Consider the following 21,950-nt stretch of genomic DNA (forward strand, 5'->3'; position numbering starts at 1 on the left):
CCTGCCGTCAGTTGATAAGCCCACGGAAATGGCGAACTGTCTCGCCAAGCCCGTCTTCGAGGGCAACACGAGGGGACCAGTCCAGCGCCGAACGCGCCAGGCCTATATCGGGCTGGCGCTGTTGGGGATCGTCTTCGGGGAGGGGCTTGAACTCGATCTTCGACTTGCCGCCGACGATGCCCCGCACCAGCTCGGCCAGCTCGAGGATCGTGACTTCCGTCGGGTTTCCGATGTTGACGGGCCCGACGAAATCGTCGGGCGTCGCCATCATCCGGGCCATCGCATCCATCAGGTCGTCGACAAAGCAGAAACTGCGGGTGTGGCTTCCGTCGCCGTAGATGGTTATGGGGTCTTTGCGCAATGCCTGAACGATGAAATTGCTGACCACGCGCCCATCCGAAGGGTGCATGCGAGGTCCATATGTATTGAAGATGCGCACCACCTTGATCGGCAGTTGCGACCGGCGCCGATAGTCGAAGAACAGTGCTTCGGCGCATCTTTTGCCTTCATCGTAGCAACTGCGCGGGCCAATCGGGTTGACATGGCCCCAATAGGCCTCGGTCTGGGGATGGACTTGCGGATCGCCATAGACCTCGGACGTCGACGCCTGAAGGATTCTGGCGCCCGAAGCGCATGCAAGGTCGAGCATGTTGATGGCGCCGTAGACGCAAGCCTTTGTCGTCTCGATTGGAATGCGCTGGTAGTGAACAGGCGAGGCGGGGCAAGCGAGATTGAAGATCTCATCGGCCTCGGCCTGAAGCGGCACGGTGACATCGTGCCTCAGCAGGCTGAACCGCGCATTGTTTGACAGGTGACGGATGTTCTCATCCGAACCAGTCGAGAAATTGTCGAGGCATATTACTTCATAGCCGCTTGCCAGCAACAGGTCGCATAGATGCGAACCAATAAAGCCGGCACCGCCGGTCACCAGTGCCTTCACGGCAAATCCCCCATACCCACGGCATTGTCTATAACCGCAGAGTCACGAACCTGTCACGTGCGTTGGAAGAAGGGTTTTTCGTCGCGACGATCGATTGTTGCCGGCACTCGGCCAGGAACCTGTATGGGCTGGCCTCCCGGGTGAATGGCGCCGGCCGTGAAGCCGCGACAGGCCAAGTTGCAGGTTGCCTCAGCGCTGACGCTGCATCGCCTCGAGGATGGTCTCGTCGCGCTCGACATTGAGCTTGCTTTCGAAGTCGAAATGCCAATCCCTGTCGCGCGGCGTGGAAGTCGAGGCGTCGCCGCGCCGGATCTTCTGGTCGAGGTCGGCGAGCGATCGCGACCAATAGTGATTGGTCCTCAATATATCGAGCTTGGGAGGCATACCGGGCACGATGGTCCGTCGATCAGTGTCCACCCCTTCACCGGACAGGAATTTCGACTGATGGACGCCAGGCCTGTAGACCATGCGAGGGTTGAGGATAGTCTTGACCGTCGTGATGTCCGGCCCGGCTCGCATCGTAAAGGCCTCGACCAGTGGACTTTCCGGCCGCTCGACATGGCCGGAAGAGCCATAGAACGCCTGCCAGACGCAAACGCCTGGAAGGTCGCGATAGTCCCTGAGAACCGAGGGCACGTCACGTCCGTCGGGCGCGAAAAGAAACTCATCGATGTCGAAGAATCCGATCCACAATGCTTCACGCCAGCGCCTGCGGATGCAGTCCCTATAAGCCGACAGCTGTCCCACCGGCCGCGGCCAGTCGACCAGCGTAACCAGCCCTTGCTGGATGAACGGGTCCAATACGGCTTTGAAGTCGTCGGTCGAGAAGTTGTTGTAGAGATAGAAATGCTCAAATCCCACACCCTGGTGGAACCTGATCCATTCGGCCAGAAACGGCGCTTCTTCACGGAAGATGGCGCAGGCCGCCAGCTTGAACCGTGGGGCGTTCGATACCGCCCGATCGCGCATTCTCGCACGCATGATAAGCGGCATGCGAAGAAAGGTCTTGAGAGACTTTTTGAAGTTTTTCAATTCGGTAGCCTAGGCGCAATCGAGGTGACTGTCACGGCGTCGTGGGCTCGCCCGGCCTATCACCGTTTGCGCAGTTCCGGGTGCATCTCGATCTCGCGGGCGAGCGAGACTGCCGCGTTCACATAGGGCTCCTGCCGGGCGACGCTCCAATATTTGAGCTCGTCGAGCGGAATGTTCTCGCCCGTCACCGCGCAGCGCACGAACGAGCCCGGACTGGTGACCTGGAAGTCGCCGTCGAGATAGCGGATCCGGGCTTCCCTGCCGCCCGGGCCTTCGAAACGGTTCATCATGAAAGGACGCTTGCGTTCATCTGGGTTTCAATCGCCACAAATCGCAAGCAACGTCAAGCTTGACGCAATGCTCATCCGGTATGGCTGAGCGTCAAAATAGTTTCCGGAAGCCGGCATGGACATCACCTCGACCCGCTTGAACGCACTGATCGGTGAAGCGCTTACCCCGCAGCCGGCGCCGTCGCCCAAGGCCGATCCTGCGGTGGCGGCTTTGATCAAGACGCTGGTCCAGCCGCAGGCGCCCTCGACGGGGCAGGCGGCGCAAATCGCGGCCCAGTCGCTGCAAAGCGCGCAACCGCGCCCTGCCGCCCAGGCATCGCAGCGCCTGTCGTCCTCAGAGGTCGAGAATGCTTACCGCGCCGTGATGGAGCCCGATGCCGTCACCGACTCCTCGCCGGCAAGACCTTCGACGGGCAGGGCGGCGACGGATGCCGATCAGGCTCCGCGCGGCTTCGCCTCACCGCAGGCAGCGGTTGCAGACAATGTGTCCAGGCCCGCGGTTGCGCCGGCATTGTCCACATTTTCGCCGGCCGTCGCCTCCGCGGCGGTGCTGGTAGCAGCCAACGCCAACGCGCCGCAGCCTCGCGGCGCCGCGATCCGCCCGGCTGGTCACGCGCCGCGATCGGAATCCGCGCCGATATCCCTTTGGACGATCTCGGTTGTCACGGCCATCGTCTCGGCGGTGACGGCAACGATCATGGTCCTGCTGCTTCGCTAGAGCAATTCCAGGAAAAGTGTGAACGGTTTTCCGCCCGAAGGGGATGGGGCATTTCACCGTTTTCGTGAAACGGTGAATGCCCTAGACGTCATCCTGAAGGAAACCTTCGAGCTTTTCCCGAGCAAGCCCCGCCTGTTCGGCGATGCGCCCGGCCAGATCTGCCGCCGCCGCGCGCGGCCGGCCGACCGGACGGTCCATCCAATAGGACACTGGATTGAGCGCAACGCGCTCATCGACGGCAACGATACGGCCGGACCGGAGCTGGTCCGCAGTCAGCGGCGGCCGCGCCAGCGCAATGCCCAGCCCATGCGCCGCCGCGTCCAGAACCAGATTGTAATCCTCGAAACGCCGGTCCTGCGGACGGGGGCGGTAATCGATGTCTTGCGCGGCGAGCCATGCACGCCATCCGGATGCATCGGAATCGTTGATCAGCGGGTACTTCAGCAGCCGCGCAGGGTCGCCCCGTCCGATCTCCTTGGCGAGCTCCGGCGAGGCGATGGGGAAAATCTGCTCTTCGAAAAGCTGCACCGAGACGCGGCCCGGAATGCGGCCGCGCCCGCAGCGCACCGAAAGGTCGATGCCTTCGTCGGCAAGGTCGGCCTGGCGATTGTCGACATCGAGCACGATGCGCAACTTGGTCGGATGGTTTTCCAATGCGGCCATGCGCGGCATCAGCCATAATCCGCTCACCGAGGGGATCGAGGCCAGCCGCACCACGGCCGTGCCGCGCGGCTCGACCCAGCGGTCGGAATTGACCGAAATCAGCGCGAAGGCCTCTGTGGTGCGAAGATGCAGGCGATTGCCCTCGATGGTCAGCGACACGCCGCGCGCATTGCGCTCGAACACTTTCAAGCCGAGCCAGTCCTCGAGCTTGGCAATCTGGCGACTCACCGCGCCATGGGTGAGGTTGAGTTTTTCGGCCGCCGCGGAAAAACTCCCCGTGCGCGCCGCGGCATCGAAGGCGCGCAAGGTTTCCAACGGCAGTATCTGATCCGAGCTGTGATCCATGCTCACAGCTGACCCTCGATTTGCTCGTTTGTCAATCGGCCGGCAATGGCGTTTTCTGCGTCCATGGCACAAAAAGACGAGGGTACGGCAATGAGCGCTTACACCGGCACGTTGAATGAGACACAGCGCATGGACGGCACCGCGGCCGTCGCGGTGGCGCTTACGGTGCTTGGCTGGGCCTCGGCGTTCCCGGCGATCCGCGCCGGCCTCGCCGCCTTCCAGCCGCTGGAGCTCGGCGCGCTACGCTTTGCCATCGCGGCGGTTCCGGCCGCCATATTTCTCGCGGTGAAGCGCCCGGCGCTGCCCAGGATCGACGAGCTGTGGCGCTTCGCCTTTGGCGGCGCCATCTTCGTCGCGCTCTACACCGCCATGCTCAATTTCGGCGAGCTCACCGTCTCGGCGGGCGCGGCCGGCTTCATCATCAATGTCAGCCCGATCTTCACCGCAATCATGGCCATGGCCCTGCTCGGCGAGCGGTTCTCAGGCGTCGCCTGGCTGGGCACGGTCATTTCCTTCGCCGGCATCGGCATCATCGCGGTGGCCGACGGGCACGGCCTGCATTTCAATACCGGCGCGCTGCTGGTGCTAGGCTCGGCGCTTTGCTCGGCCGTCAACACCATCGTCCAGAAGCCGCTCTTCGCCCGCCACCATCCGCTGACGATCTCCGCCTCCAACATGGTGCTCGGCGCGCTCTGCCTGTCGCCATTCCTGCCGGAAGCGTTTTCGCAGGCGGCGGTCGCCGACACTGCCGGTCTCGGCGCCGTCATCTATCTCGGCATCGTGCCCTCGTTGATCGCCTATGCGGCCTGGGCGACCGCGCTGTCGCGCCTGCCTGCCGCCCGCGCCTCGAACTTCCTCTATCTAGTCTCGCCGACCTCCGCTTTGATCGGGTTCTTCTGGCTGGGCGAAGTGCCGTCGCTGCTCGGCATCCTCGGCGGCGCGCTGGCGCTGGGCGGCGTGATCGTGGTGAATTTGAAGCGGTAAATCAAAAGGTGGAAGTCGTTTCCTAACTCAAGAAAAGAGCCGCTTCGAGCGGCTCTTTTCTTGCCCCCTCATCCGGCCGCTTCGCGGCCACCTTCTCCCCATGGGGAGAAGAGATTGGCGCCGGCGCCGACAATCTCCTCTCCCCACCGGGGAGAGGTCAGCCGAGCGCAGCGTAGGCTGGGTGAGGGGCCGTGGCGCACTCACCGCCTTCCAAACAGCCGTTCGATATCGGCGAGCTTGAGCTCGATATAGGTCGGGCGGCCGTGGTTGCAGGTGCCGGAGCCGGGCGTCGCCTCCATCTGGCGCAGCAGCGCGTTCATCTCCTCGGCCTTCAGCAGCCGGCCCGAGCGGACGGAACCATGGCAGGCCATGGTCGCGGCGATCTTGTCCAACCGTTCCTTGAGCGTCTCGACGGTGTCGTTGTCGGCGATCTCGTCGGCAAGGTCGCGCACCAGCTGCTGCACATTGGTTTCGCCGAGCATCGACGGCGTCTCGCGCACCGCCACAGCGCCGGGGCCGAAGCGCTCCAGGCCGAGGCCGAATTTGGCAAGCGTCTCGGAGTGCATCGCCAGCCGCTCCGCGTCTTCCTCCGGCAGATCGACGATCTCGGGCAAAAGCAGCATCTGCGACGGGACAGCGCGCGAATGCAGGGCGTTCTTCAGCGCCTCATAGACCAGACGCTCATGCGCGGCATGCTGGTCGACGATGACGAGCGAATCCCTGGTCTGCGCGACGATATAATTCTCATGCACCTGCGCGCGCGCCGCGCCCAGCACCATGCCGAGCAGCGCCTCGGCCGGCTCGGCGACGCCGGCGCGGGCATCGGCGCTGGCGAGCGGGCCGGTGTCGAAGGCCGCCTGGTCGTTCTCCGCAAAGCCATTGCGCTGATGCCCCGCCTCGCCATAGCCCATATCGAGCGGCCGCTGCGCCGAACGCAACGGGTCGAAGCCTCCGGAGTTGGAGGCGTGATAGGCGGCCTCGTAGCTGCGATGGCCGCCCGCCGGGCCGGGGTGGGAATAGGCTGCGGCCCCAGGCCGAAATGCCGCCATCATGCCGGCGGCGCCTGTCGTCGCCGCGCGGATGCCGGCGCCGGCCAGCGCCTCGCGGATGGCGCCGACGATCAGCCCGCGCACCAGTCCCGGATCGCGGAAGCGTACATCGGCCTTGGCCGGATGGACATTGACGTCGACCGTCGAGGGATCGAGCGACAGGAAGAGCACCGTCACCGCGTGCCGGTCGCGCGGCAGCACATCGGCGAAGGCGCCGCGGATCGCGCCGGCGATCAGCTTGTCGCGCACCGGACGTCCGTTGACATAGGCATATTGCTGCAGCGCGTTGGCGCGCGTGTAGGACGGGATCGACACATGGCCGGCCAGATGCACGCCGTCACGCATGGCATCGATGGCAATGGCATTGTCCGGGAAATCCTTGCCCATCACCTGCGCGACACGGGCGAGCCGGCCTTCCGGCGTGTCTTCCATCGCCGGCAACTCCAGGGTGGTGCGGTCCGAGCCGGCCAGCGTGAAGCGCACGGCCGGGAAAGCGATCGCGATGCGCTTCACCACGTCGCTGGTGGCCGAGCTTTCAGCGCGTTCGCCCTTCATGAATTTCAGCCTGGCCGGCGTGGCGAAGAAAAGGTCGCGCACCTCGACCGTCGTGCCGCGATTGGCCGCCGCCGGCTTCACTGGTAAGACGCGCCCGCCGTCGATGCCGATCTCGGCGGCGCTGTCGCCTGACGCCGTGCGCGAGCGGATCGACAGTCGCGCCACCGAACCGATCGAGGGCAGCGCCTCGCCGCGGAAACCGAGCGAGCGGATGTCGTGGATGTCGTCGGAAAGCTTCGAGGTGCAGTGGCGGGCAATGGCCAGCGCGAGTTCCTGTTCGGGGATACCCGAGCCGTCATCGGTGACGCGGATGAGGTTCAGCCCGCCGCCGGCAGTGACGATCTCCACGCGCGACGCGCCGGCATCGAGCGCATTCTCGACCAGCTCCTTCACCACGCTCGCCGGACGCTCGATAACCTCGCCGGCGGCGATCTGGTTGATCATGGTTTCGGAAAGCTGGCGAATGGGCATCGAGCGATTATAGGCGGATTCGAGTGCGCTGCGGATAGGCCCAATTGCATCAGACCGCCGCCGTCACCCAAATCAGCCAGGAGTAACCACCTGCCGCAGATCCACGCCATCCGGCAGCCGAACGTTCCGGGTCAGCTTTGCGATATCCTTCCACCCCTTCTTTCCCAGGATCTGAACCTTTTGAGCTAGAAGCTGTGTCTTGCAGTGCTCACAGCCGAGAAGATCAGATCCGACCAAGACCGTGCCCAAAGCGGGTTTGCGGACTTTCGGGTTGCCTTTCATCAAATCCGCGAAGGGCCTGCTGTCGACAGGGTGCTGAAAAAGTGTGTCGTAATATTTCGCGAACTGCCCATGGTCTGGAAACATCTGGCCGGTTTTGGTTATTTTCCTGAGGTATCGACTGCATTTCCAGCACGTCGGATAGGTTTGCAGCATGAAAAAGACGAAAAATCCTCCCAGGATGAAGCCTATGAAATCGATCACTGCTAACCAGTAGCCAAAGTCGCCAACCTCGCCACTGTCGGTATGGCCGCCATGTCCAGCCTTGAGATGCATCGACCTTAGATAGGTATCGAGATAATCCCAAAAACCAATGGCGTCAGAGGCCATAGTGCCGTCGTCCAGGACCAATGAGCGATATTCGCCATAGTAGATGACCAATTGCGCCGCAGCTGTCACAATGAGAATTTGGACGAGAAGAAACCATGTGGGTCGGGTGTGAAAAAACAAGCTGCCGAAATAGTAGCCAGAGGCTGCAGCCACCCCTGTCAACACTGCTCCAGCCGGAATGACCACCCAAAAACTGAACGAAAAAACGTTGAAGCCTGTTAGGTTGTTGGCGACTATTACCGCCAGAACAACCAACACAAACGTGATCAGACCAGACACAGCCACGCCGAAATGGCCGCCAAGTTTCGCGATCATCATTACCCCCCATCCAGCACGCAACTACTAAACTAAGAAAGCCTATTTCTGATAGAGGGAATTTTCTGGTACAACCACTTTTTCACGCCTGCGCCACCAGCCAGTCCCTGACCTTGCGCGCATTGTCGCTGAGATCGCGATTCTTCGGCCAGATGACGTGGAAGCCGATGCCGGTCCGCATCACATGATCGGTCACCGGCACCAGGAGCCCTGACGCCACCAGGCGCTCGACCAGATGGCGCCAGCCGAGCGAGATGCCTTGCCCTTCCATCACCGCCTGGATCACCAGCGCATAGTCGTTGATGCGCAGGCCGCGCTCGGCATTGCGCAGGCTGGTTCCGGCCGAAGCGAACCATTCGTCCCAGGTCGGGGCCTCGCGATAGGGTTCTTCTAGATGGATCAGCCGGTGCGTGGCCAGTTCCTCGACCGTCCTCGGCTTGCCGAACCTGGCGAGATAGCTGGGGCCGGCGACTGGGAAGATTTCTTCATCGGAGAGCGACAGCGAGTGATAATCCGGCCAGTCGCGCGGCACGCCGCCGCGCACGCCCAGCGGAATCCCCTCGGCGATGATGTCGAGGTCGCGGTCGGCGGTCTGGATGCGCAGGTCGACGCCCGGCAATTCGTCGCGGAACTGCTGCAGGCGCGGCATCATCCAGAAGGAGCCGAAGGCGGTCGAGGCGGCCAAGGTCACATGCCCGCCGGTCGCCTGCAGGCGAAGGTCTTCCGCCGACTTGCGGATATGCGAGAGGCCCAGCGAAACATCGGCATGGAAACGTTCGCCGGCTTCCGTCAGAAGCACCTGGCGGTGGCGGCGCTGGAAGAGCTTGGCGCCAAGCTGCTCCTCCAGCCCGCGCACCGCATAGGAGACGGCCGCCTGCGTCATGCCGAGCTCGCGCCCGGCGGCGGTGAAGCTCGACAGCCGGCCCGCGGCCTCGAAGACGATGAGGCTGCCGGCGGAGGGCAGGAGCTGGCGTAGGTTTCGCATAAGCGCAGCTTATACAAGAGATCAGGATTTTCCAGCATCACATCCATATTTCCTCTCGCTAACTTGGTCGGGCGGGAAGAAGGAGCCTCCATGAACGCACCGGCCGTTGAACTGACCGAACAGACCCACCGCCGCGGCGGCGGCCGGCTCGGCCGCAAGGCGCTGAGAAGCGCGCCGGTCGCGTCCTTCCCCACCCTTGTGCGCAAGATCCCCGCCTACGAGATCGTGCCCGACGAGGCGGTGGAGCTGATCCATGAGGAATCGCTGAAGATCCTCGAGGAGGTGGGCTGCGAATTCCGCGACGACGGCGCGATCGAGCTCTGGAAGGCGGTCGGCGCCGATGTCAGGCAAACGCGTGTCCGCATCGACCGCGCTCTGTTGATGGAGCTGGTCTCGAAGGTTCCGCCGGAGTTCACACTGCACGCGCGCAACCCGGAGCGTACGGTGCGCGTCGGCGGCAAGAACTCGATCTTCGTGCCGATGTATGGCGCGCCCTATGTCCGCGACCTCGACAACAAGCGCCGCTACGGCACGCTGGCCGACCTCAACAATTTCCACAAGATGGCCTACATGGCGCCGGCGCTGCATTCCTCGAGCTCGGTCATCTGCGAGCCGATGGAGATCGCGGTGCCGAAGCGGCACCTTCACATCATTCATTCGGCGCTGAAACATTCCGACAAGCCGTTCATGGGCATCGTCACGTCGAAGGAGCGCGCCGAGGACACGATGGCGATGGCTGGCATCGTCTTCGGCGAGGAGTTCGTGCGCGACAATCCGGTGCTGGTTGCGATCACCAACTGCAATTCGCCGCTGGTGTGGGATGCCACCATGATCGATGCCATGCGAGTCTATGCGAGCCACAACCAGCCTCTCATCCTGGCGCCTTTCGCGCTGTGCGGCGCCTCGACCTCGGCCTCCGCCGTCGGCGCGGTGGCGCAGGTCAACGCCGAGGCGCTCGCCGGCGTGGCGCTGACCCAGCTCATCCGGCCCGGCTCGCCGCAGCTCTACGGCCAGTTCATGGTGACGGTCGACATGAAGACCGGCGCGCCGATGGGCGGCACGCCGGAGGCAGCCCAGATGATGTATCTGATGGGAGCGCTGGCCAGGAAGTATAAGCTGCCCTGGCGCACCTCCGGCTTCCATGTCGGCTCGAAGCTCAACGACGCGCAGGCGGGTTACGAGGCGAACATGCTGATGCATGCCGCGATCCTTTCCGGCGCCAACTACATCTGGCATTCCGCCGGCTGGCTGGAAGCGGGGCTGACCTGCGGCTATTCGAAATTCGCCACCGACTGCGAGCAGCTGGTCGGCTGGTACAAATATGCCGGCGGCGTGTCCTTCGACGATTTCAAGGACGCGATGGCGGCGATCCGCGAGGTCGGCCCGCAAGGGCATTTCCTCGGCACGCAGCATACGCTCGAGCATTTCGAGAGCGCCTTCTTCATGCCCAATATCATGGACTTCAATTCCTTCGAGCAGTGGAGCGCCGAAGGCGCCAAGGACCATGACACGCGCGGCCGCGAAAAGGCGCGCGCCATGCTGGCCGACTACCAGGAGCCGAAGCTCGACGAGGGCATTGCCGAAGGTCTCAGGGATTTGATCGCGCGGCGCGAGGAAAAGCTGCCTGACAGCGTCAGTTGATGGAAGGCAGCATTAGTTGAAGCCAACCGGGCGAAGACCCGACCAGATCAATGGGAGCACGAGAATGACACTTTTCAGAAGCAATGGTGACCGGGTCCCGGCCGCTATCCAAGCGATGGCCGAGGAGGCGCGCGCGGGCCGTGTCGACCGGCGCGAATTCCTGGCGCTGGCCAGCGCCTTCGGCGCATCGACGGCTTTCGCCTATGGCATGCTCGGCCTTGCCGCGCCGACCAAGGCGCTGGCCGACGAGCCGAAGAAGGGCGGCACGCTGCATGTCGCGATGTCGGTCAAGGCGCAGAAGGATCCGCGCACTTACGACTGGACCGAGATGGCGAACGTCACCCGCTGCTGGCTGGAGCCGCTGGTGCGCTACACCCACCAGTTCACCTTCGAGCCGGTTCTGCTCGAAAGCTGGGACGTCAATGACGACGCCACCGAATACACGCTGCATCTGCGCAAGGGCGTCACCTGGAACAATGGCGATGCCTTCAACGCCGACGACGTGGTCGCCAATCTGAACCGCTGGTGCGACAAGGCGGCTTCCGGCAATTCCATGGCCGCCCGCGTCGGCGCGCTGATCGACACCAAGACCGGCAAGGCCAAGGATGGCGCCATCACCAAGGTCGACGACCACACGGTCAAGCTGAAGCTCGTCGAAGCCGATATCGCCATCATCCCGGGCTTGACCGACTATCCGGCGCTGGTCGTGCATCGCGACTTCGACAAGGATGGCGCCGACCCGATCAAGAAGCCGATCGGCACCGGAGCCTTCGAGCTGGTCTCCTACGATGTCGGCCAGAAGGCGGTCGTCAAGCGCCGCGAAAACGGCAAATGGTGGGGCGGCGAGGCGCCGCTCGACGGGGTGGAGTTCATCGACTACGGCACCGACTTCAACGCCACGCTCAATGCCTTCGATTCGGGCGAGGTCGACCTCGATTTCGAAACGCCGGCCGACTATATCGACCCGCTGGACAAGATGGGCCTGGTGAAGTCGGAGGTCGCGACCGCGACCACGCTGGTTGCCCGCACCAACGTCACGCATAAGCCCTATGACGACAAGCGGGTGCGCAACGCGCTGCAGATGGCGGTCGACAACAGCCAGGTCATGCAGCTCGGCTACAACGGCCGCGGCACGGTCGGCGAGAACCATCACGTCGCCCCGATCCATCCCGAATATTATCCGCTGCCCAAGAAGGAGCGCGACGCGGCCGGCGCCAAGAAGCTGATGGCGGAAGCCGGCCAGGCCGACTTCGAGCATGAGCTGATCACGGTCGAGGACGAATGGCAGAAGAACACCGGCGACGCCATCGCCGGCCAGCTGCGCGATGCCGGCATCAAGGTGAAGCGCACCGTGCTGCCTGGCTCGACCTTCTGGAACGACTGGACGAAATATCCCTATTCCATGACCATCTGGTACATGCGCCCGCTCGGTGTCCAGGTTCTGGCGCTCGGCTACCGCTCGGGCGAGGCCTGGAACGAGACGGCCTACTCCAATCCGGAGTTCGACGCCAAGCTCAAGGAGGCGCTGTCACAGATCGACGTCGCCAAGCGCAAGGAGGTGATGAAGGATGTCGAGGCGATCCTGCAGGACTCCGGCGTCATCATCCAGCCCTTCTGGCAGAAGCTCTACTGCCACATGAACAAGAAGGTGAAGAACTACTCGATGCACCAGACCTACGAGATGGACTTCCAGAACGTCTGGCTGGATGCCTGAGCGCGCCCGGGCTTCATGAGCCGCAAAGACTTCATGAGCCGCAAAAAAGGCGATATGCAGGAGGCGTGGTGGCAAGCGTGCCGCCAAGCCGCCGAACCTCGGAGATCCTGCATGAAGCCGATAGTGCTTGCCGCTGTCTTCTCGATTGCCTTGCCCGGCGCCGTGCTCGCCGGGCCGGCCTCCAACGCCGTGAAGTTCTTCTATGTGCCTTCGGTGAAGTTCGAGGGAGACGCCAAATACCGCGACCGTTTCACCGAGCCGGTCACCAAGCTGTTCGAAGCCAACGACAAGGCGCAAAAGGAGAAGCCCGACGAGGTGTCCTGCCTCGACTTCGACCCAGGCCTCGACGCGCAGGATTTCGATCAGAAGACCCTGTCGAAGACGCTGAAGCTCACCGAGACCGTCAATGGCGACACCGCCGAAGTGACGGCCAACTTCAATCTTTTCCCGGAAGGCGATGACTCCAAACGCGAAATGGTGTGGTCGCTGAAGAAAGTGGACGGCAAGTGGAAGATCGCCGACATCAGTTCCAAGACCAGCGACTGGAAGCTCAGCGCGCTGGGATGCGGTGCCTCGACGGAGTGATGCCGTGCCTCGCCGCTTTGTCCTCGCGCTGGCGAGCTTGTCGATGCTGGCCGCGGGGCTGAGCGGCGGCGCCTCTGCGCAGGGGCTGTTCGGCGCGCCGCCGCCGAAAGCCTCATCCGGCGACAACACCTCGCCGCCTGCGGTCGACACGTCGCCGCCTGCAGCCGCTGCGCCGGACAGCAAGCCGGCCGAACCGGCGCCTGTCGCGCCGGTCCTGCCCGGATCGCCGACCGCGGTGGTGAAGCCCTTCTACGAGCATCTCGGGCTGGAGCTCGATCCTGCGCAGCGTAAGAACTTCACCGACCCGGCGAAAACCGTACTCGACAAGGCGGACGCGCTGCGCGCCTCGGGCCAGGGCGAATGCCTCGACCCCAACATGGCGCTCGACAATGCCGACTATGACAAGCTGGCCATAGACCGGAGCCTGCGCACCATCGAAGCCGTCAATGGCGACGAGGCCAAGGTGGTCGTTGCCTTCGTCGTCGAGGGCCACCAGCACCGCCTGGAATGGAAGCTGAAGAAGGTCGGTGGCGCCTGGAAGGTCTCCGATCTCCTGTCGGTCACCGGCGAATGGGCGCTGAGCCAGTACCAGTGCGAATGAAAATGACCAAAGATCAGTGTCGGCGATCCTTCGCGCCCCCCTCTGGCCTGCCGGCCATCTCTCCCACTTGGGGGGAGATCAGAGGTCACGCCGGCTTTCGCCAATCTCCGACGTTTCAGGATAAGCGGGCCGCCGAAGCTGCCAATCTCCCCCCTTGTGGGGGAGATGTCCGGCAGGACAGAGAGGGGCGCTGTCCCGCCAGCCTTTCGCAACAAATTTCAACCTCTCCCGCGATAGGGCGCCACGCCCGTATCGGGCAGCCACGCGTCCTTGGGCGGTGCGCCGGTCTGCCAGAAGACATCGATCGGGATGCCGCCGCGCGGAAACCAGTAGCCACCGACGCGCAGCCAGAGCGGCTTGGTCGCCTCCACGATCCGGCGGCCGATCATCACGGTACATTCCTCATGGAAGGCGCCGTGGTTGCGGAACGAGGTCATGAACAGCTTCAGCGACTTCGATTCCACCAGCGTCCGGTCGGGTGCGTAGTCGATGACGATGTGGGCGAAATCCGGCTGGCCGGTGACCGGGCAGAGCGAGGTGAATTCGGGGCAGGTGAAGCGCACGATCGCCGGCGGGCCATCGCCGTGCTGGAACGGCACGGTCTCCAGGACCGCCTGTTCGGGGCTCTGTGGCGTCTCGACGTGCTTGCCGAGCTGGGTGAGGTTCTTGGCGTCTGTCATGGGCGGCTCCTCGCTGCCGTCCAAGGTCCGGGCGGCAGGCAAAACAGGCGGAAATTGCGCCGCAACCTTTCGGACGCGGCGGGTTTGGGCCGCTCAATAGCATCGGACCGAAAAGTGCGCAGCGGTTTTCGGACGAATCCGATGCGAGAAATGGAAGCGGGAGCGGCGCGACGCTCCCGTGCAAATTGAAACGGCAGGAAGACGATGACCAGCAACGACCCGCTTCTCCGACCCTACCAGCTCAAGCACCTGACGCTGAAGAACCGGGTGATGTCGACCAGCCATGAGCCGGCCTATTCCGAGGACGGCATGCCGAAGGAGCGCTACCGGCTCTACCATGCCGAAAAGGCCAAGGGCGGCATGGCGCTCACCATGACGGCGGGCTCGGCGATCGTCTCGCGCGACAGCCCGGCCGCTTTCGGCAATCTGCATGTCTATGACGACCGCATCGTGCCCTGGCTCGCCGAACTGGCGGATGCCTGCCATGAGCATGACTGCAAAGTGATGATCCAGATCACCCATCTCGGCCGCCGCACGGGCTGGAACAAGGCCGACTGGCTGCCGGTGCTGTCCGCTTCGCCGGTGCGCGAGCCGGCGCACCGCGCCTTTCCGAAAACCATCGAGGAGTGGGATATCGAGCGCATCGTCGCCGACTATGCCGCGGCTGCGCAGCGTTGTCAGGCGGCCGGCCTCGACGGCATCGAGTTCGAATCCTATGGACATCTGATGGATGGCTTCTGGTCGCCGCTCACCAACCATCGCGACGACGAGTTCGGCGGCTCGCTCGACAACCGGCTGCGCTTCACCGACATGGTGCTCGACGCGGTCCGCGCCGCCGTCGGCGAGAAATTCATCGTCGGCATTCGCATGGTTGCCGACGAGGATCTCGAAAAGGGCATCTCGAAGGAAGTCGGCGTCGAGATCGCCAGGCGGCTCGCCAATTCCGGCAAGGTCGACTTCCTCAACATCATCCGCGGCACGATCGAGACCGATGCGTCGCTGACCAAGGTCATCCCGGTGACCGGCATGCGCTCATCGCCGCATCTCGATTTCGCCGGCGAGGTGAGGGCGGCGACCAAGTTCCCGACCTTCCACGCCGCCCGCATTTCCGACGTCGCCACGGCGCGCCACGCCATCGCCACCGGCAAGCTCGACATGGTCGGCATGACGCGCGCCCATATCGCCGATCCGCACATCGTCAGGAAAGTGATGGAAGGCCGCGAGCACGAGATCCGGCCATGCGTGGGCGCCACCTATTGCCTCGACCGCATCTATGAGGGCGGCGAGGCGCTGTGCGTCCACAACGCCGCAACCGGTCGCGAGGCGACCATTCCGCACATCATCGCGAAGAGCGAAGGACCGGAGAAGAAGGTCGTGGTGGTGGGGGCGGGCGCTGGTGGTCTTGAAGCCGCGCGCGTCGCGGCCGAACGCGGCCACCAGGTGACGGTTCTGGAAGCCTCCGGCCAGGCCGGCGGCCAGGTGAGGCTCGCGACCCAGAACCCGCGCCGCAAGGAGCTCATCGGCATCATCGACTGGCGGCTGGCCGAGCTCGATCGCCTCGGCGTCGAGATCCGCTACGACACCTGGGCCGAGAAGGACGATGTGCTGGCGCTGGCGCCGGACGTGGTGATCGTGGCGACGGGCGGCATGCCGCAGAACCCGCCGCTGACGGCCGGCGACAATCTCGTCACATCGAGCTGGGATATCATGGCAGGCTCCGTCAAGCCGGCCGAGAATGTCCTGCTCTATGATGACAATGGCGGCCATCAGGGCATGGGCGCGGCCGAGCTCATCGCGAACAGTGGCTCGAAGCTGGAGCTGGTCTCGCCGGAGCGCTTCTTCGCGCCGGAAATGGGCGGCATGAACCACGTGCCCTATATGCGCGCCTTCCACGAGAAAGGCGTCACCGTCACCATCAACACAAGGTTGCGTTCGGTCCGGCGCGAGGGCAACCAGCTCGTCGCCGAGCTCGCGTCGGATTTTGCCGACGGCTGGCGCGGCGAAAGGCGCGTCGACCAGGTGGTGGTCGAGCATGGCACGGCGCCCCTCGACGATCTCTATCTTGCGCTCAAACCGCTGTCGAAGAATGGCGGCGCGGTCGACTATGAGCGGCTGGTGAACGGCGGCGACATCTTCCCATCGCGCAACGCCGACGGCGGCTTCGTGCTGTTCCGCATCGGCGACGCGGTCGCCTCGCGCAACATCCACGCCGCCATCTATGACGGCATCCGGTTCGGGATCAGGATCTGACCGACAGGTCGCAACGCGAAAAAGCGGTGGGAAAAGCGCCGTACAGGTTGAGGTATCACTGCGGGGTAGCGCGCTCCCCGCGGTCAGCCTGTTTCGCTGCGGGCGCTCAAAATCATTTGTATATGCTTGTATGTATAACCAAGGATCGGTTAGTCTCGCGGGCGAGGGCAGGTCGGCAAGGCCAAGGAGGATCGACATGCGCAATGCTTCCCTCTTCGACCTGTCGGGCAGGAAGGCGCTCGTCACCGGCGCCAGCCGCGGCATCGGGCGCGGCATCGCCGAGGCGCTGAGCGCGGCCGGCGCCGCTGTCGCGGTCACGGCGCGCAGCCTTGCTTCGCTGCAGGAGACGACGGCGGCGATCCGGGCCGCCGGAGGGGTTGCGCATGCCATTGCCCTGGATGTCACCGACGTCGCCCGTTGTCGCGCCGCGACCGGCGAGGCAGCCGGCGTGCTCGGGGGCCTCGATATCCTGGTCAACAATGCCGGCATGGAAGAGGTCAGGCCTTCGCTCGATGTCGATGAAGCGCTCTGGGACCGGATCGTCGACACCAACCTCAAGGGCGCCTTCTTCTGCGCTCAGGCCGCCGCCCGCCACATGCGCGATGCCGGACGGCCCGGCGCCATCATCAATTTGTGCTCGCTGACCTCCGAGGTCGGCATCCCCACGGCCGTGCCCTACGGTTCGTCGAAGTCGGGCCTGCTCGGCATGACGCGGGCGCTTGCGGCGGAGTGGGCGGGTCTCGGGATCAGGGTCAACGCGATTGCTCCTGGCTATTTCAGGACGGCGATGACCGAGGTGTTCTACGCCGACGAGGCGTGGCAGCAATCGATGCTCGCCAAGATCCCGCAGCATCGCTTCGGCGACCTTTCGGATCTGCACGGCATTGTGGTCTTCCTGGCCTCGGACGCCTCGGCCTACATCACCGGGCAGTGCTTTCCGGTGGATGGGGGCTTTCTTGCCTCGATCTGATGCGGTTTGCCGTGGCCGGTCCGCCCGGAGGATGCAGAAAAATACTGGCGAGCATTATACATACATGTACATACTTTTCCCGCGTTTCTGAGGAGCAGCCATGTCCGAGATCAGCTTCCACGACCTCTCATCCGCCAGCGCCGAACAGCGGGCGAGCCTGCTGAAGCGCGCCGAGGCCGTCCTCTCGGCCTTCGTCGAGAAGGTCCGCCCGATTCTTGATGCGGTCAGGACGGAAGGCGACTCGGCGCTGCTCCGCTTCGTCCGGGATCTGGACAAGGCCGATGTGGCCGCGGGTAATCTGAAGGTCTCGGAGGCTGAGTTCGACGCTGCCTTCGGCAAGGTCGACAAGGATGTCATCGACAGCATCCGCTTCGGCATCACAAACATCAGGCATTTCCACGAGGAGCAGCGTCCCGAGACGATGTGGCTCAAGGAAGTCCGCCCCGGCGCCTATGCCGGCGACCGTTACACGCCGATCGGCTCGGTCGCGCTCTACGTTCCGCGAGGCAAGGGCGCCTTCCCGTCGGTGACCATGATGACCTCGGTTCCGGCCGTCATCGCCGGCGTGCCGCAGATCGCCATCGTGACGCCGCCGACTGCGGACGGTTCCGTCGATGCCGCGACCCTGGTCGCCGCTCGGCTCGCTGGGGTCGAGACCGTCTACAAATGCGGCGGCGCGCATGCGGTCGCGGCCGTCGCCTACGGCACCGAGACGGTGAAGCCCGCGCTCAAGATCGTCGGCCCGGGCAGCCCTTGGGTGGTTGCGGCCAAGAGCCTGCTGTCCTCGATCATCGACACCGGCCTTCCGGCCGGCCCGTCGGAAGCGATCATCTTCGCCGACGACAGCGTCGACGGCGGCCTCGCCGCGCTCGACCTTCTGATCGAGGCCGAGCACGGACCGGACTCTTCCGCCTATCTCGTGACGCACAGCCGCAAGGTCGCCGACGCGGCCCTGGCAGCACTTCCCGACCACTGGTCCCGTATGACCGAGCAGCGGGTCGAGTTCTCGCGCGCGGTGCTGACCGGCAAGCGCGGCGGCATCGTGCTGACCGCGTCACTGGAGGACAGCTACCGCTTCATCAACGACTATGCGCCCGAGCACCTCGAAATCCTGTCCAGAGAGCCGTTCGCGCATCTCGGCCACATCACCGAGGCGGCCGAGATCCTCATGGGTCCGCACACGCCGGTGACGCTCGCCAATTTCGTCCTCGGGCCGAATGCGGTGCTGCCGACCAGCCGCTGGGCGCGCACTTACGGGCCGCTTTCGGTGACGGATTTCCTGAAACGTTCGTCGGTCGGTTATGTGACCTCGGCCGCCTATCCGGAGCTTGCCGGCCATGCCCGCAGGCTTGCCCGCTATGAGGGGTTCAGCTCGCACGAGAACGCGGTCTCGGAAATCCGCGACCGCTATCTCGGCGCCTGACGGCGATGAAGGCCGCCAGACTGCATGGACCCGGCGACCTGCGCGTCGAGAATATCGCCGCGCCAGGGCCTCCCGAGCCGGGCTGGGTGAAGCTCAATGTCGACGCCGCCGGCATCTGCGGTTCCGACCTCCACAATTTCCGCACCGGCCAATGGATAAGCCGCGCGCCGTCGACGGCCGGCCATGAACTGACCGGCACGGTGGTCGCGGTCGGCGAGGGCGTCGGCACCGTCGCCGTGGGTGACCGGGTGGTCGCCGATTCCCGCTTCTGGTGCGGGGAATGCGCGCAATGCCGCGCGGGCAGGCGGCATCTGTGCGCCTCGCTGGGCTTCGTCGGCGAAGTATGCGACGGCGGCTTTGCCGAGCAGACGGTGCTGCCGGCGCGCCTGCTGCATCTCATCGACGCCGCGCTGGATGAAAGAGTGGCGGCCATGGCCGAGCCGCTCGCCGTCGCGCTGCATGCTGTGCGGCGCCTGCCGAAGACCGCGGGTTCGGTGCTTGTCGTGGGCTGCGGCACCATCGGCGGCTTGGCGGCGCTGCTCCTGTCGCGGACGCTCCCGGGCAGGGTGCTGATCGCCGACCGCAACAAGGCGCGCTGCGAGCGTGTCGCCCGGGTGACCGGCGCCACCATCGTCGATCTCGACCGCGAGGCCATTGCCGAAGCCACCGCCGACGCGCCTCTGCTTGCGGCCGTCGAGGCCACCGGCAGCATCGCCGCGCTCAACCAGTTGCTGGGTGTTCTGGGTTCCGGCGCCACCGTGGCGCTGGTCGGCATTTTCCACGGCCGCCTCGACATCGACCCCAACATGCTGGTCGAGCGCGAGATCGGTCTGCTGGGCTGCCATGCCTTTGCCGATGAGCTGCCCGACGCCATCGGGATGCTGGCGGAGCTGTCCGGACCACTGATCAGCCTGATCGATCGCGAGATCGGCCTGGACGATATTCCCGCCGCTTATGAGCGTCTTTTGGCGGGGCAGGGCGACGGCTTGAAAACCATTATCCGGCTGCGGCAGCCTGCCGGCACCTGATTTCCGATGTTCGCCGGAAAGGACTTTTGAAATGAGTGCTTTGCCCGATACGGCCAGCCCCCTCTACGAGAAGGTCAAGGACTACATCCTGACCAACATCGGAACCGGCAAGTGGACCAAGGACAGCAAGCTGCCGTCCGAGAATGAATTCGTGGCCGCGCTCGGCGTGTCGCGCATGACCGTCCATCGGGCCTTGCGGGAATTGACCTCGGCCGGCTTCCTGATCCGGTTGCAGGGCGTGGGGACATTCATCGCGCCGCCAAAGCCACAATCGACGCTGATCGAGATCAACAACATCGCGGCCGAGATCGTCGCGCGCGGCAACAGGCATCGCTCCGAGGTTCTCGTCCTCGAAAGGATCACGCCGACCAAGGAGCTCTCGCTGTCCTTCGAATTCGCCAAGCGCGCGGCGATCTATCATTCGGTGGTGGTCAATTTCGAGAACGACCTGCCCGTGCAACTGGAAGAGCGCTTCGTCAATCCTCGCCTGATACCCGACTATGACAAGCAGGATTTCTCGAAGACGGCGACCTATGATTACCTGATGCAGAAGACGCCGGTGACCGAGGTCGAACATATCATTTCCGCGGTCCCGGCCGATGCCGAGACGGCGCGGCGCCTCGCCATCGACGTCGGCAGTTGCTGCCTTCTCCTGCATCGCCGGACATGGACCGGCGCGATCGTCGCCACCATCAGCAAGCTGACCTATGTCGGCAGCCGCTACTCGCTGGGCAGCCGCTATTCTCCGTCGCGCAAGACGTGAGACGGGTCGAATTGTTCACGCCTCCGGCGCCGGTCATGAAGGGGCAGGGATCGGCTTGCCCAAATGCTGCCAAGAGCACGGTAATCAGCCTCTCCAGCTTGTATATGCATGTATGTATTTTAGCCTTGACATCCATCGTCGCCGACGTTGAATATCGTTTCACTCCCGTCGACGTGGCAGGTAAGACGCCGAGGCACAGTGCCGCAAGAAGCAGAAGCCGCATTCTCACCGGATGGGAAGCTTGGTTCAAAAAAGCGCTCTGGATCATCAAGGGGAACAAAGATGATGCTTAACCTCACAGGACAATTCCGTGCGCTCGTGGTAGCGGCGACCATCGGCTTCGCCCCGCTCGCCCACGCCGCCGATACGGTCATTCCCGCGACGCCCGAGGCCGGATCGTTCAAGATCGGCATTGAGCCGTGGCTGGGCTACGGCCAGTGGCATGTCGCCGAAGCCAAGGGCCTGTTCAAGGCGAGCGGTCTGTCGGACGTCCAGATCGTCAATTTCACCGAGGACAAGGACATCAACGCCGCCCTGGCGAGCGGCCAGCTCGATGCGGCGAACATCGCCACCCACACCGCCATGGGCATGGTCGCGGCCGGCCTGCCGGTCAAGATCGTGCTGCTGCTCGACGTCTCGATGACGGCCGACGCCATGATCGCCGGCAAGGACGTCAACTCGGTCGCCGATCTCAAGGGCAAGCAGGTCGCCTTCGAGGAAGGCACGACCAGCGACATCCTGCTGAAATACGCGCTGTCCAAGAACGGCATGTCGATCGCCGACGTCCAGCCGGTGCCGATGCCGGCCGCCGATGCCGGCAGCGCGTTGATTGCCGGCCGCGTCCCGGTCGCGGTCACCTATGAGCCCTATCTCACCACGGCCAGGGCGCAGAACAAGGATGTCAAGCTTCTCTTCACCGCCGGCGAGGATCCGGGCCTGATCAGCGACGTGCTGGTCGTGCGCGACGAGGTGATCAAGTCGCGGCCTGGCCAGGTGCTGGCCATGATCAAGGCCTGGGACGCGGCGCTCAAGGACTACAATGCCGACACGCCCGGCGGCCGCGCCATCATCTCCAAGGCGGTCGGCTCGAGTGTCGAGGATCTGAATACGGCGTTCGAAGGCGTGCGTTATTATTCGCTTGCCGAGAACAAGGGCGCGCTGACGGGAGACTTTTCCACCAAGACATTCGCCGACGTCGAGGCCGCCGCCAAGAATGCCGGGCTGCTTCAGGCCGACGTGACGCCGGAGCAGATGATCGATCCGGCCTTCGTCAAGGCCGCACAATAGGGCGGTTCGTGGCGGCCGCCGAGATGTCCGATGAGCCTGCCGGCAAAGCGAG

Annotated in this window: 20 protein-coding genes; 12 read left to right on the plus strand and 8 right to left on the minus strand. The window is 64.2% G+C overall.

Translation table 11 applies throughout. The features are described from left to right. Positions 1-7: 7 nt before the first annotated feature. The 3 genes from EJ068_RS29730 to EJ068_RS29740 all read right to left on the minus strand — a co-directional run bounded on the left by EJ068_RS29730 (position 8) and on the right by EJ068_RS29740 (position 2,262). A complete protein-coding gene (locus tag EJ068_RS29730; RefSeq protein ID WP_127250624.1) occupies positions 8-940 on the minus strand; it encodes a UDP-glucuronic acid decarboxylase family protein in 933 nt (310 codons plus the stop codon). 189 nt (positions 941-1,129) lie between these two features. Next, positions 1,130-1,909: a glycosyltransferase family 92 protein gene (locus tag EJ068_RS29735; RefSeq protein WP_245463284.1), complete on the minus strand. Its 780-nt coding sequence runs from the start codon at positions 1,907-1,909 to the stop codon at positions 1,130-1,132. Between the two features lie 122 nt (positions 1,910-2,031). Continuing rightward, a complete protein-coding gene (locus EJ068_RS29740; protein ID WP_126061281.1) occupies positions 2,032-2,262 on the minus strand; it encodes a DUF2093 domain-containing protein in 231 nt (76 codons plus the stop codon). 115 nt (positions 2,263-2,377) lie between these two features. Between EJ068_RS29740 and EJ068_RS29745 the strand changes: the two genes are divergently transcribed. Further along, complete coding sequence (locus tag EJ068_RS29745; protein WP_127250627.1) at positions 2,378-2,980, plus strand: hypothetical protein; 603 nt, start codon at positions 2,378-2,380, stop codon at positions 2,978-2,980. Between the two features lie 81 nt (positions 2,981-3,061). On the opposite strand, the gene EJ068_RS29750 is transcribed toward EJ068_RS29745, so the two are convergent. Next, entirely contained in the window at positions 3,062-3,988 is a 927-nt protein-coding gene (locus EJ068_RS29750) for a LysR substrate-binding domain-containing protein (protein WP_127250629.1), read from the minus strand. Positions 3,989-4,078: 90 nt separating this feature from the next. Here EJ068_RS29750 and EJ068_RS29755 point away from each other — a divergent pair, with 90 nt between their 5' ends. Next, entirely contained in the window at positions 4,079-4,972 is an 894-nt protein-coding gene (locus EJ068_RS29755; RefSeq protein ID WP_127250631.1) for a DMT family transporter, read from the plus strand. A gap of 200 nt (positions 4,973-5,172) precedes the next feature. Here the strand turns inward: EJ068_RS29755 and mutL are convergent, their stop codons facing one another. The 3 genes from mutL to EJ068_RS29770 form a co-directional block, all read right to left on the minus strand. Then, positions 5,173-7,047 (minus strand): DNA mismatch repair endonuclease MutL, encoded by a 1,875-nt coding sequence (gene mutL / locus EJ068_RS29760; protein ID WP_127250633.1) that lies wholly within the window; start codon positions 7,045-7,047, stop codon positions 5,173-5,175. A 72-nt stretch (positions 7,048-7,119) separates the two neighbouring features. Then, entirely contained in the window at positions 7,120-7,974 is an 855-nt protein-coding gene (locus EJ068_RS29765; RefSeq protein WP_127250635.1) for a hypothetical protein, read from the minus strand. Positions 7,975-8,053: 79 nt separating this feature from the next. Continuing rightward, the gene (locus tag EJ068_RS29770) at positions 8,054-8,956 is read right to left on the minus strand and encodes a LysR substrate-binding domain-containing protein (RefSeq protein WP_127250636.1); all 903 of its coding nucleotides are present in this window, start codon (positions 8,954-8,956) and stop codon (positions 8,054-8,056) included. A 90-nt stretch (positions 8,957-9,046) separates the two neighbouring features. Between EJ068_RS29770 and EJ068_RS29775 the strand changes: the two genes are divergently transcribed. From EJ068_RS29775 to EJ068_RS29790, 4 genes are all read left to right on the plus strand, one after another. After that, positions 9,047-10,597, plus strand: a complete 1,551-nt coding sequence (locus EJ068_RS29775) for a trimethylamine methyltransferase family protein (RefSeq protein ID WP_127250638.1) — start codon at positions 9,047-9,049, stop codon at positions 10,595-10,597. Positions 10,598-10,661: 64 nt separating this feature from the next. Continuing rightward, on the plus strand, positions 10,662-12,311 hold the full coding sequence (locus EJ068_RS29780) for an ABC transporter substrate-binding protein (RefSeq protein ID WP_126083119.1): 1,650 nt from the start codon (positions 10,662-10,664) through the stop codon (positions 12,309-12,311). Between the two features lie 111 nt (positions 12,312-12,422). Beyond that, the gene (locus EJ068_RS29785; RefSeq protein ID WP_126083118.1) at positions 12,423-12,896 is read left to right on the plus strand and encodes a DUF3828 domain-containing protein; all 474 of its coding nucleotides are present in this window, start codon (positions 12,423-12,425) and stop codon (positions 12,894-12,896) included. A 4-nt stretch (positions 12,897-12,900) separates the two neighbouring features. Then, positions 12,901-13,497 carry a hypothetical protein gene (locus EJ068_RS29790; protein WP_126083117.1) on the plus strand — a complete coding sequence of 199 codons (597 nt, stop codon included), beginning with the start codon at positions 12,901-12,903 and terminating at the stop codon, positions 13,495-13,497. Between the two features lie 218 nt (positions 13,498-13,715). On the opposite strand, the gene queF is transcribed toward EJ068_RS29790, so the two are convergent. Continuing rightward, the gene (queF, locus tag EJ068_RS29800) at positions 13,716-14,177 is read right to left on the minus strand and encodes a preQ(1) synthase (RefSeq protein WP_127250640.1); all 462 of its coding nucleotides are present in this window, start codon (positions 14,175-14,177) and stop codon (positions 13,716-13,718) included. Between the two features lie 204 nt (positions 14,178-14,381). On the opposite strand from queF, the gene EJ068_RS29805 reads away from it, so the two are divergent. From EJ068_RS29805 to EJ068_RS29830, 6 genes are all read left to right on the plus strand, one after another. Next, positions 14,382-16,427, plus strand: coding sequence for an NADH:flavin oxidoreductase (locus EJ068_RS29805; protein ID WP_127250642.1), 2,046 nt, complete (start codon positions 14,382-14,384; stop codon positions 16,425-16,427). A 196-nt stretch (positions 16,428-16,623) separates the two neighbouring features. Continuing rightward, on the plus strand, positions 16,624-17,397 hold the full coding sequence (locus tag EJ068_RS29810; protein ID WP_127250644.1) for a glucose 1-dehydrogenase: 774 nt from the start codon (positions 16,624-16,626) through the stop codon (positions 17,395-17,397). 100 nt (positions 17,398-17,497) lie between these two features. Next, positions 17,498-18,820: a histidinol dehydrogenase gene (gene hisD, locus EJ068_RS29815; protein ID WP_127250646.1), complete on the plus strand. Its 1,323-nt coding sequence runs from the start codon at positions 17,498-17,500 to the stop codon at positions 18,818-18,820. Between the two features lie 5 nt (positions 18,821-18,825). Then, positions 18,826-19,848, plus strand: coding sequence for an alcohol dehydrogenase catalytic domain-containing protein (locus EJ068_RS29820; protein ID WP_127250648.1), 1,023 nt, complete (start codon positions 18,826-18,828; stop codon positions 19,846-19,848). A 31-nt stretch (positions 19,849-19,879) separates the two neighbouring features. Beyond that, the gene (hutC, locus tag EJ068_RS29825) at positions 19,880-20,611 is read left to right on the plus strand and encodes a histidine utilization repressor (protein ID WP_127250650.1); all 732 of its coding nucleotides are present in this window, start codon (positions 19,880-19,882) and stop codon (positions 20,609-20,611) included. Positions 20,612-20,896: 285 nt separating this feature from the next. Continuing rightward, entirely contained in the window at positions 20,897-21,898 is a 1,002-nt protein-coding gene (locus tag EJ068_RS29830; RefSeq protein WP_127250653.1) for an ABC transporter substrate-binding protein, read from the plus strand. Positions 21,899-21,950: the final 52 nt, after the last annotated feature.

Source organism: Mesorhizobium sp. M2A.F.Ca.ET.043.02.1.1 (genome assembly GCF_003952405.1).
Lineage (GTDB): Bacteria > Pseudomonadota > Alphaproteobacteria > Rhizobiales > Rhizobiaceae > Mesorhizobium.

Bases quoted from the DNA above. Each gene is read 5' to 3' on its own strand.
- EJ068_RS29735 (WP_245463284.1), bottom strand. From the start codon at position 1,909: ATGCGCGATCGGGCGGTATCGAACGCCCCACGGTTCAAGCTGGCGGCC.
- EJ068_RS29740 (WP_126061281.1), bottom strand. From the start codon at position 2,262: ATGATGAACCGTTTCGAAGGCCCGGGCGGCAGGGAAGCCCGGATCCGC.
- EJ068_RS29745 (WP_127250627.1), top strand. From the start codon at position 2,378: ATGGACATCACCTCGACCCGCTTGAACGCACTGATCGGTGAAGCGCTT.
- EJ068_RS29750 (WP_127250629.1), bottom strand. From the start codon at position 3,988: ATGGATCACAGCTCGGATCAGATACTGCCGTTGGAAACCTTGCGCGCC.
- EJ068_RS29755 (WP_127250631.1), top strand. From the start codon at position 4,079: ATGAGCGCTTACACCGGCACGTTGAATGAGACACAGCGCATGGACGGC.
- mutL (WP_127250633.1), bottom strand. From the start codon at position 7,047: ATGCCCATTCGCCAGCTTTCCGAAACCATGATCAACCAGATCGCCGCC.
- EJ068_RS29765 (WP_127250635.1), bottom strand. From the start codon at position 7,974: ATGATGATCGCGAAACTTGGCGGCCATTTCGGCGTGGCTGTGTCTGGT.
- EJ068_RS29770 (WP_127250636.1), bottom strand. From the start codon at position 8,956: ATGCGAAACCTACGCCAGCTCCTGCCCTCCGCCGGCAGCCTCATCGTC.
- EJ068_RS29775 (WP_127250638.1), top strand. From the start codon at position 9,047: ATGAACGCACCGGCCGTTGAACTGACCGAACAGACCCACCGCCGCGGC.
- EJ068_RS29780 (WP_126083119.1), top strand. From the start codon at position 10,662: ATGACACTTTTCAGAAGCAATGGTGACCGGGTCCCGGCCGCTATCCAA.
- EJ068_RS29785 (WP_126083118.1), top strand. From the start codon at position 12,423: ATGAAGCCGATAGTGCTTGCCGCTGTCTTCTCGATTGCCTTGCCCGGC.
- queF (WP_127250640.1), bottom strand. From the start codon at position 14,177: ATGACAGACGCCAAGAACCTCACCCAGCTCGGCAAGCACGTCGAGACG.
- EJ068_RS29805 (WP_127250642.1), top strand. From the start codon at position 14,382: ATGACCAGCAACGACCCGCTTCTCCGACCCTACCAGCTCAAGCACCTG.
- EJ068_RS29810 (WP_127250644.1), top strand. From the start codon at position 16,624: ATGCGCAATGCTTCCCTCTTCGACCTGTCGGGCAGGAAGGCGCTCGTC.
- hisD (WP_127250646.1), top strand. From the start codon at position 17,498: ATGTCCGAGATCAGCTTCCACGACCTCTCATCCGCCAGCGCCGAACAG.
- EJ068_RS29820 (WP_127250648.1), top strand. From the start codon at position 18,826: ATGAAGGCCGCCAGACTGCATGGACCCGGCGACCTGCGCGTCGAGAAT.
- hutC (WP_127250650.1), top strand. From the start codon at position 19,880: ATGAGTGCTTTGCCCGATACGGCCAGCCCCCTCTACGAGAAGGTCAAG.
- EJ068_RS29830 (WP_127250653.1), top strand. From the start codon at position 20,897: ATGCTTAACCTCACAGGACAATTCCGTGCGCTCGTGGTAGCGGCGACC.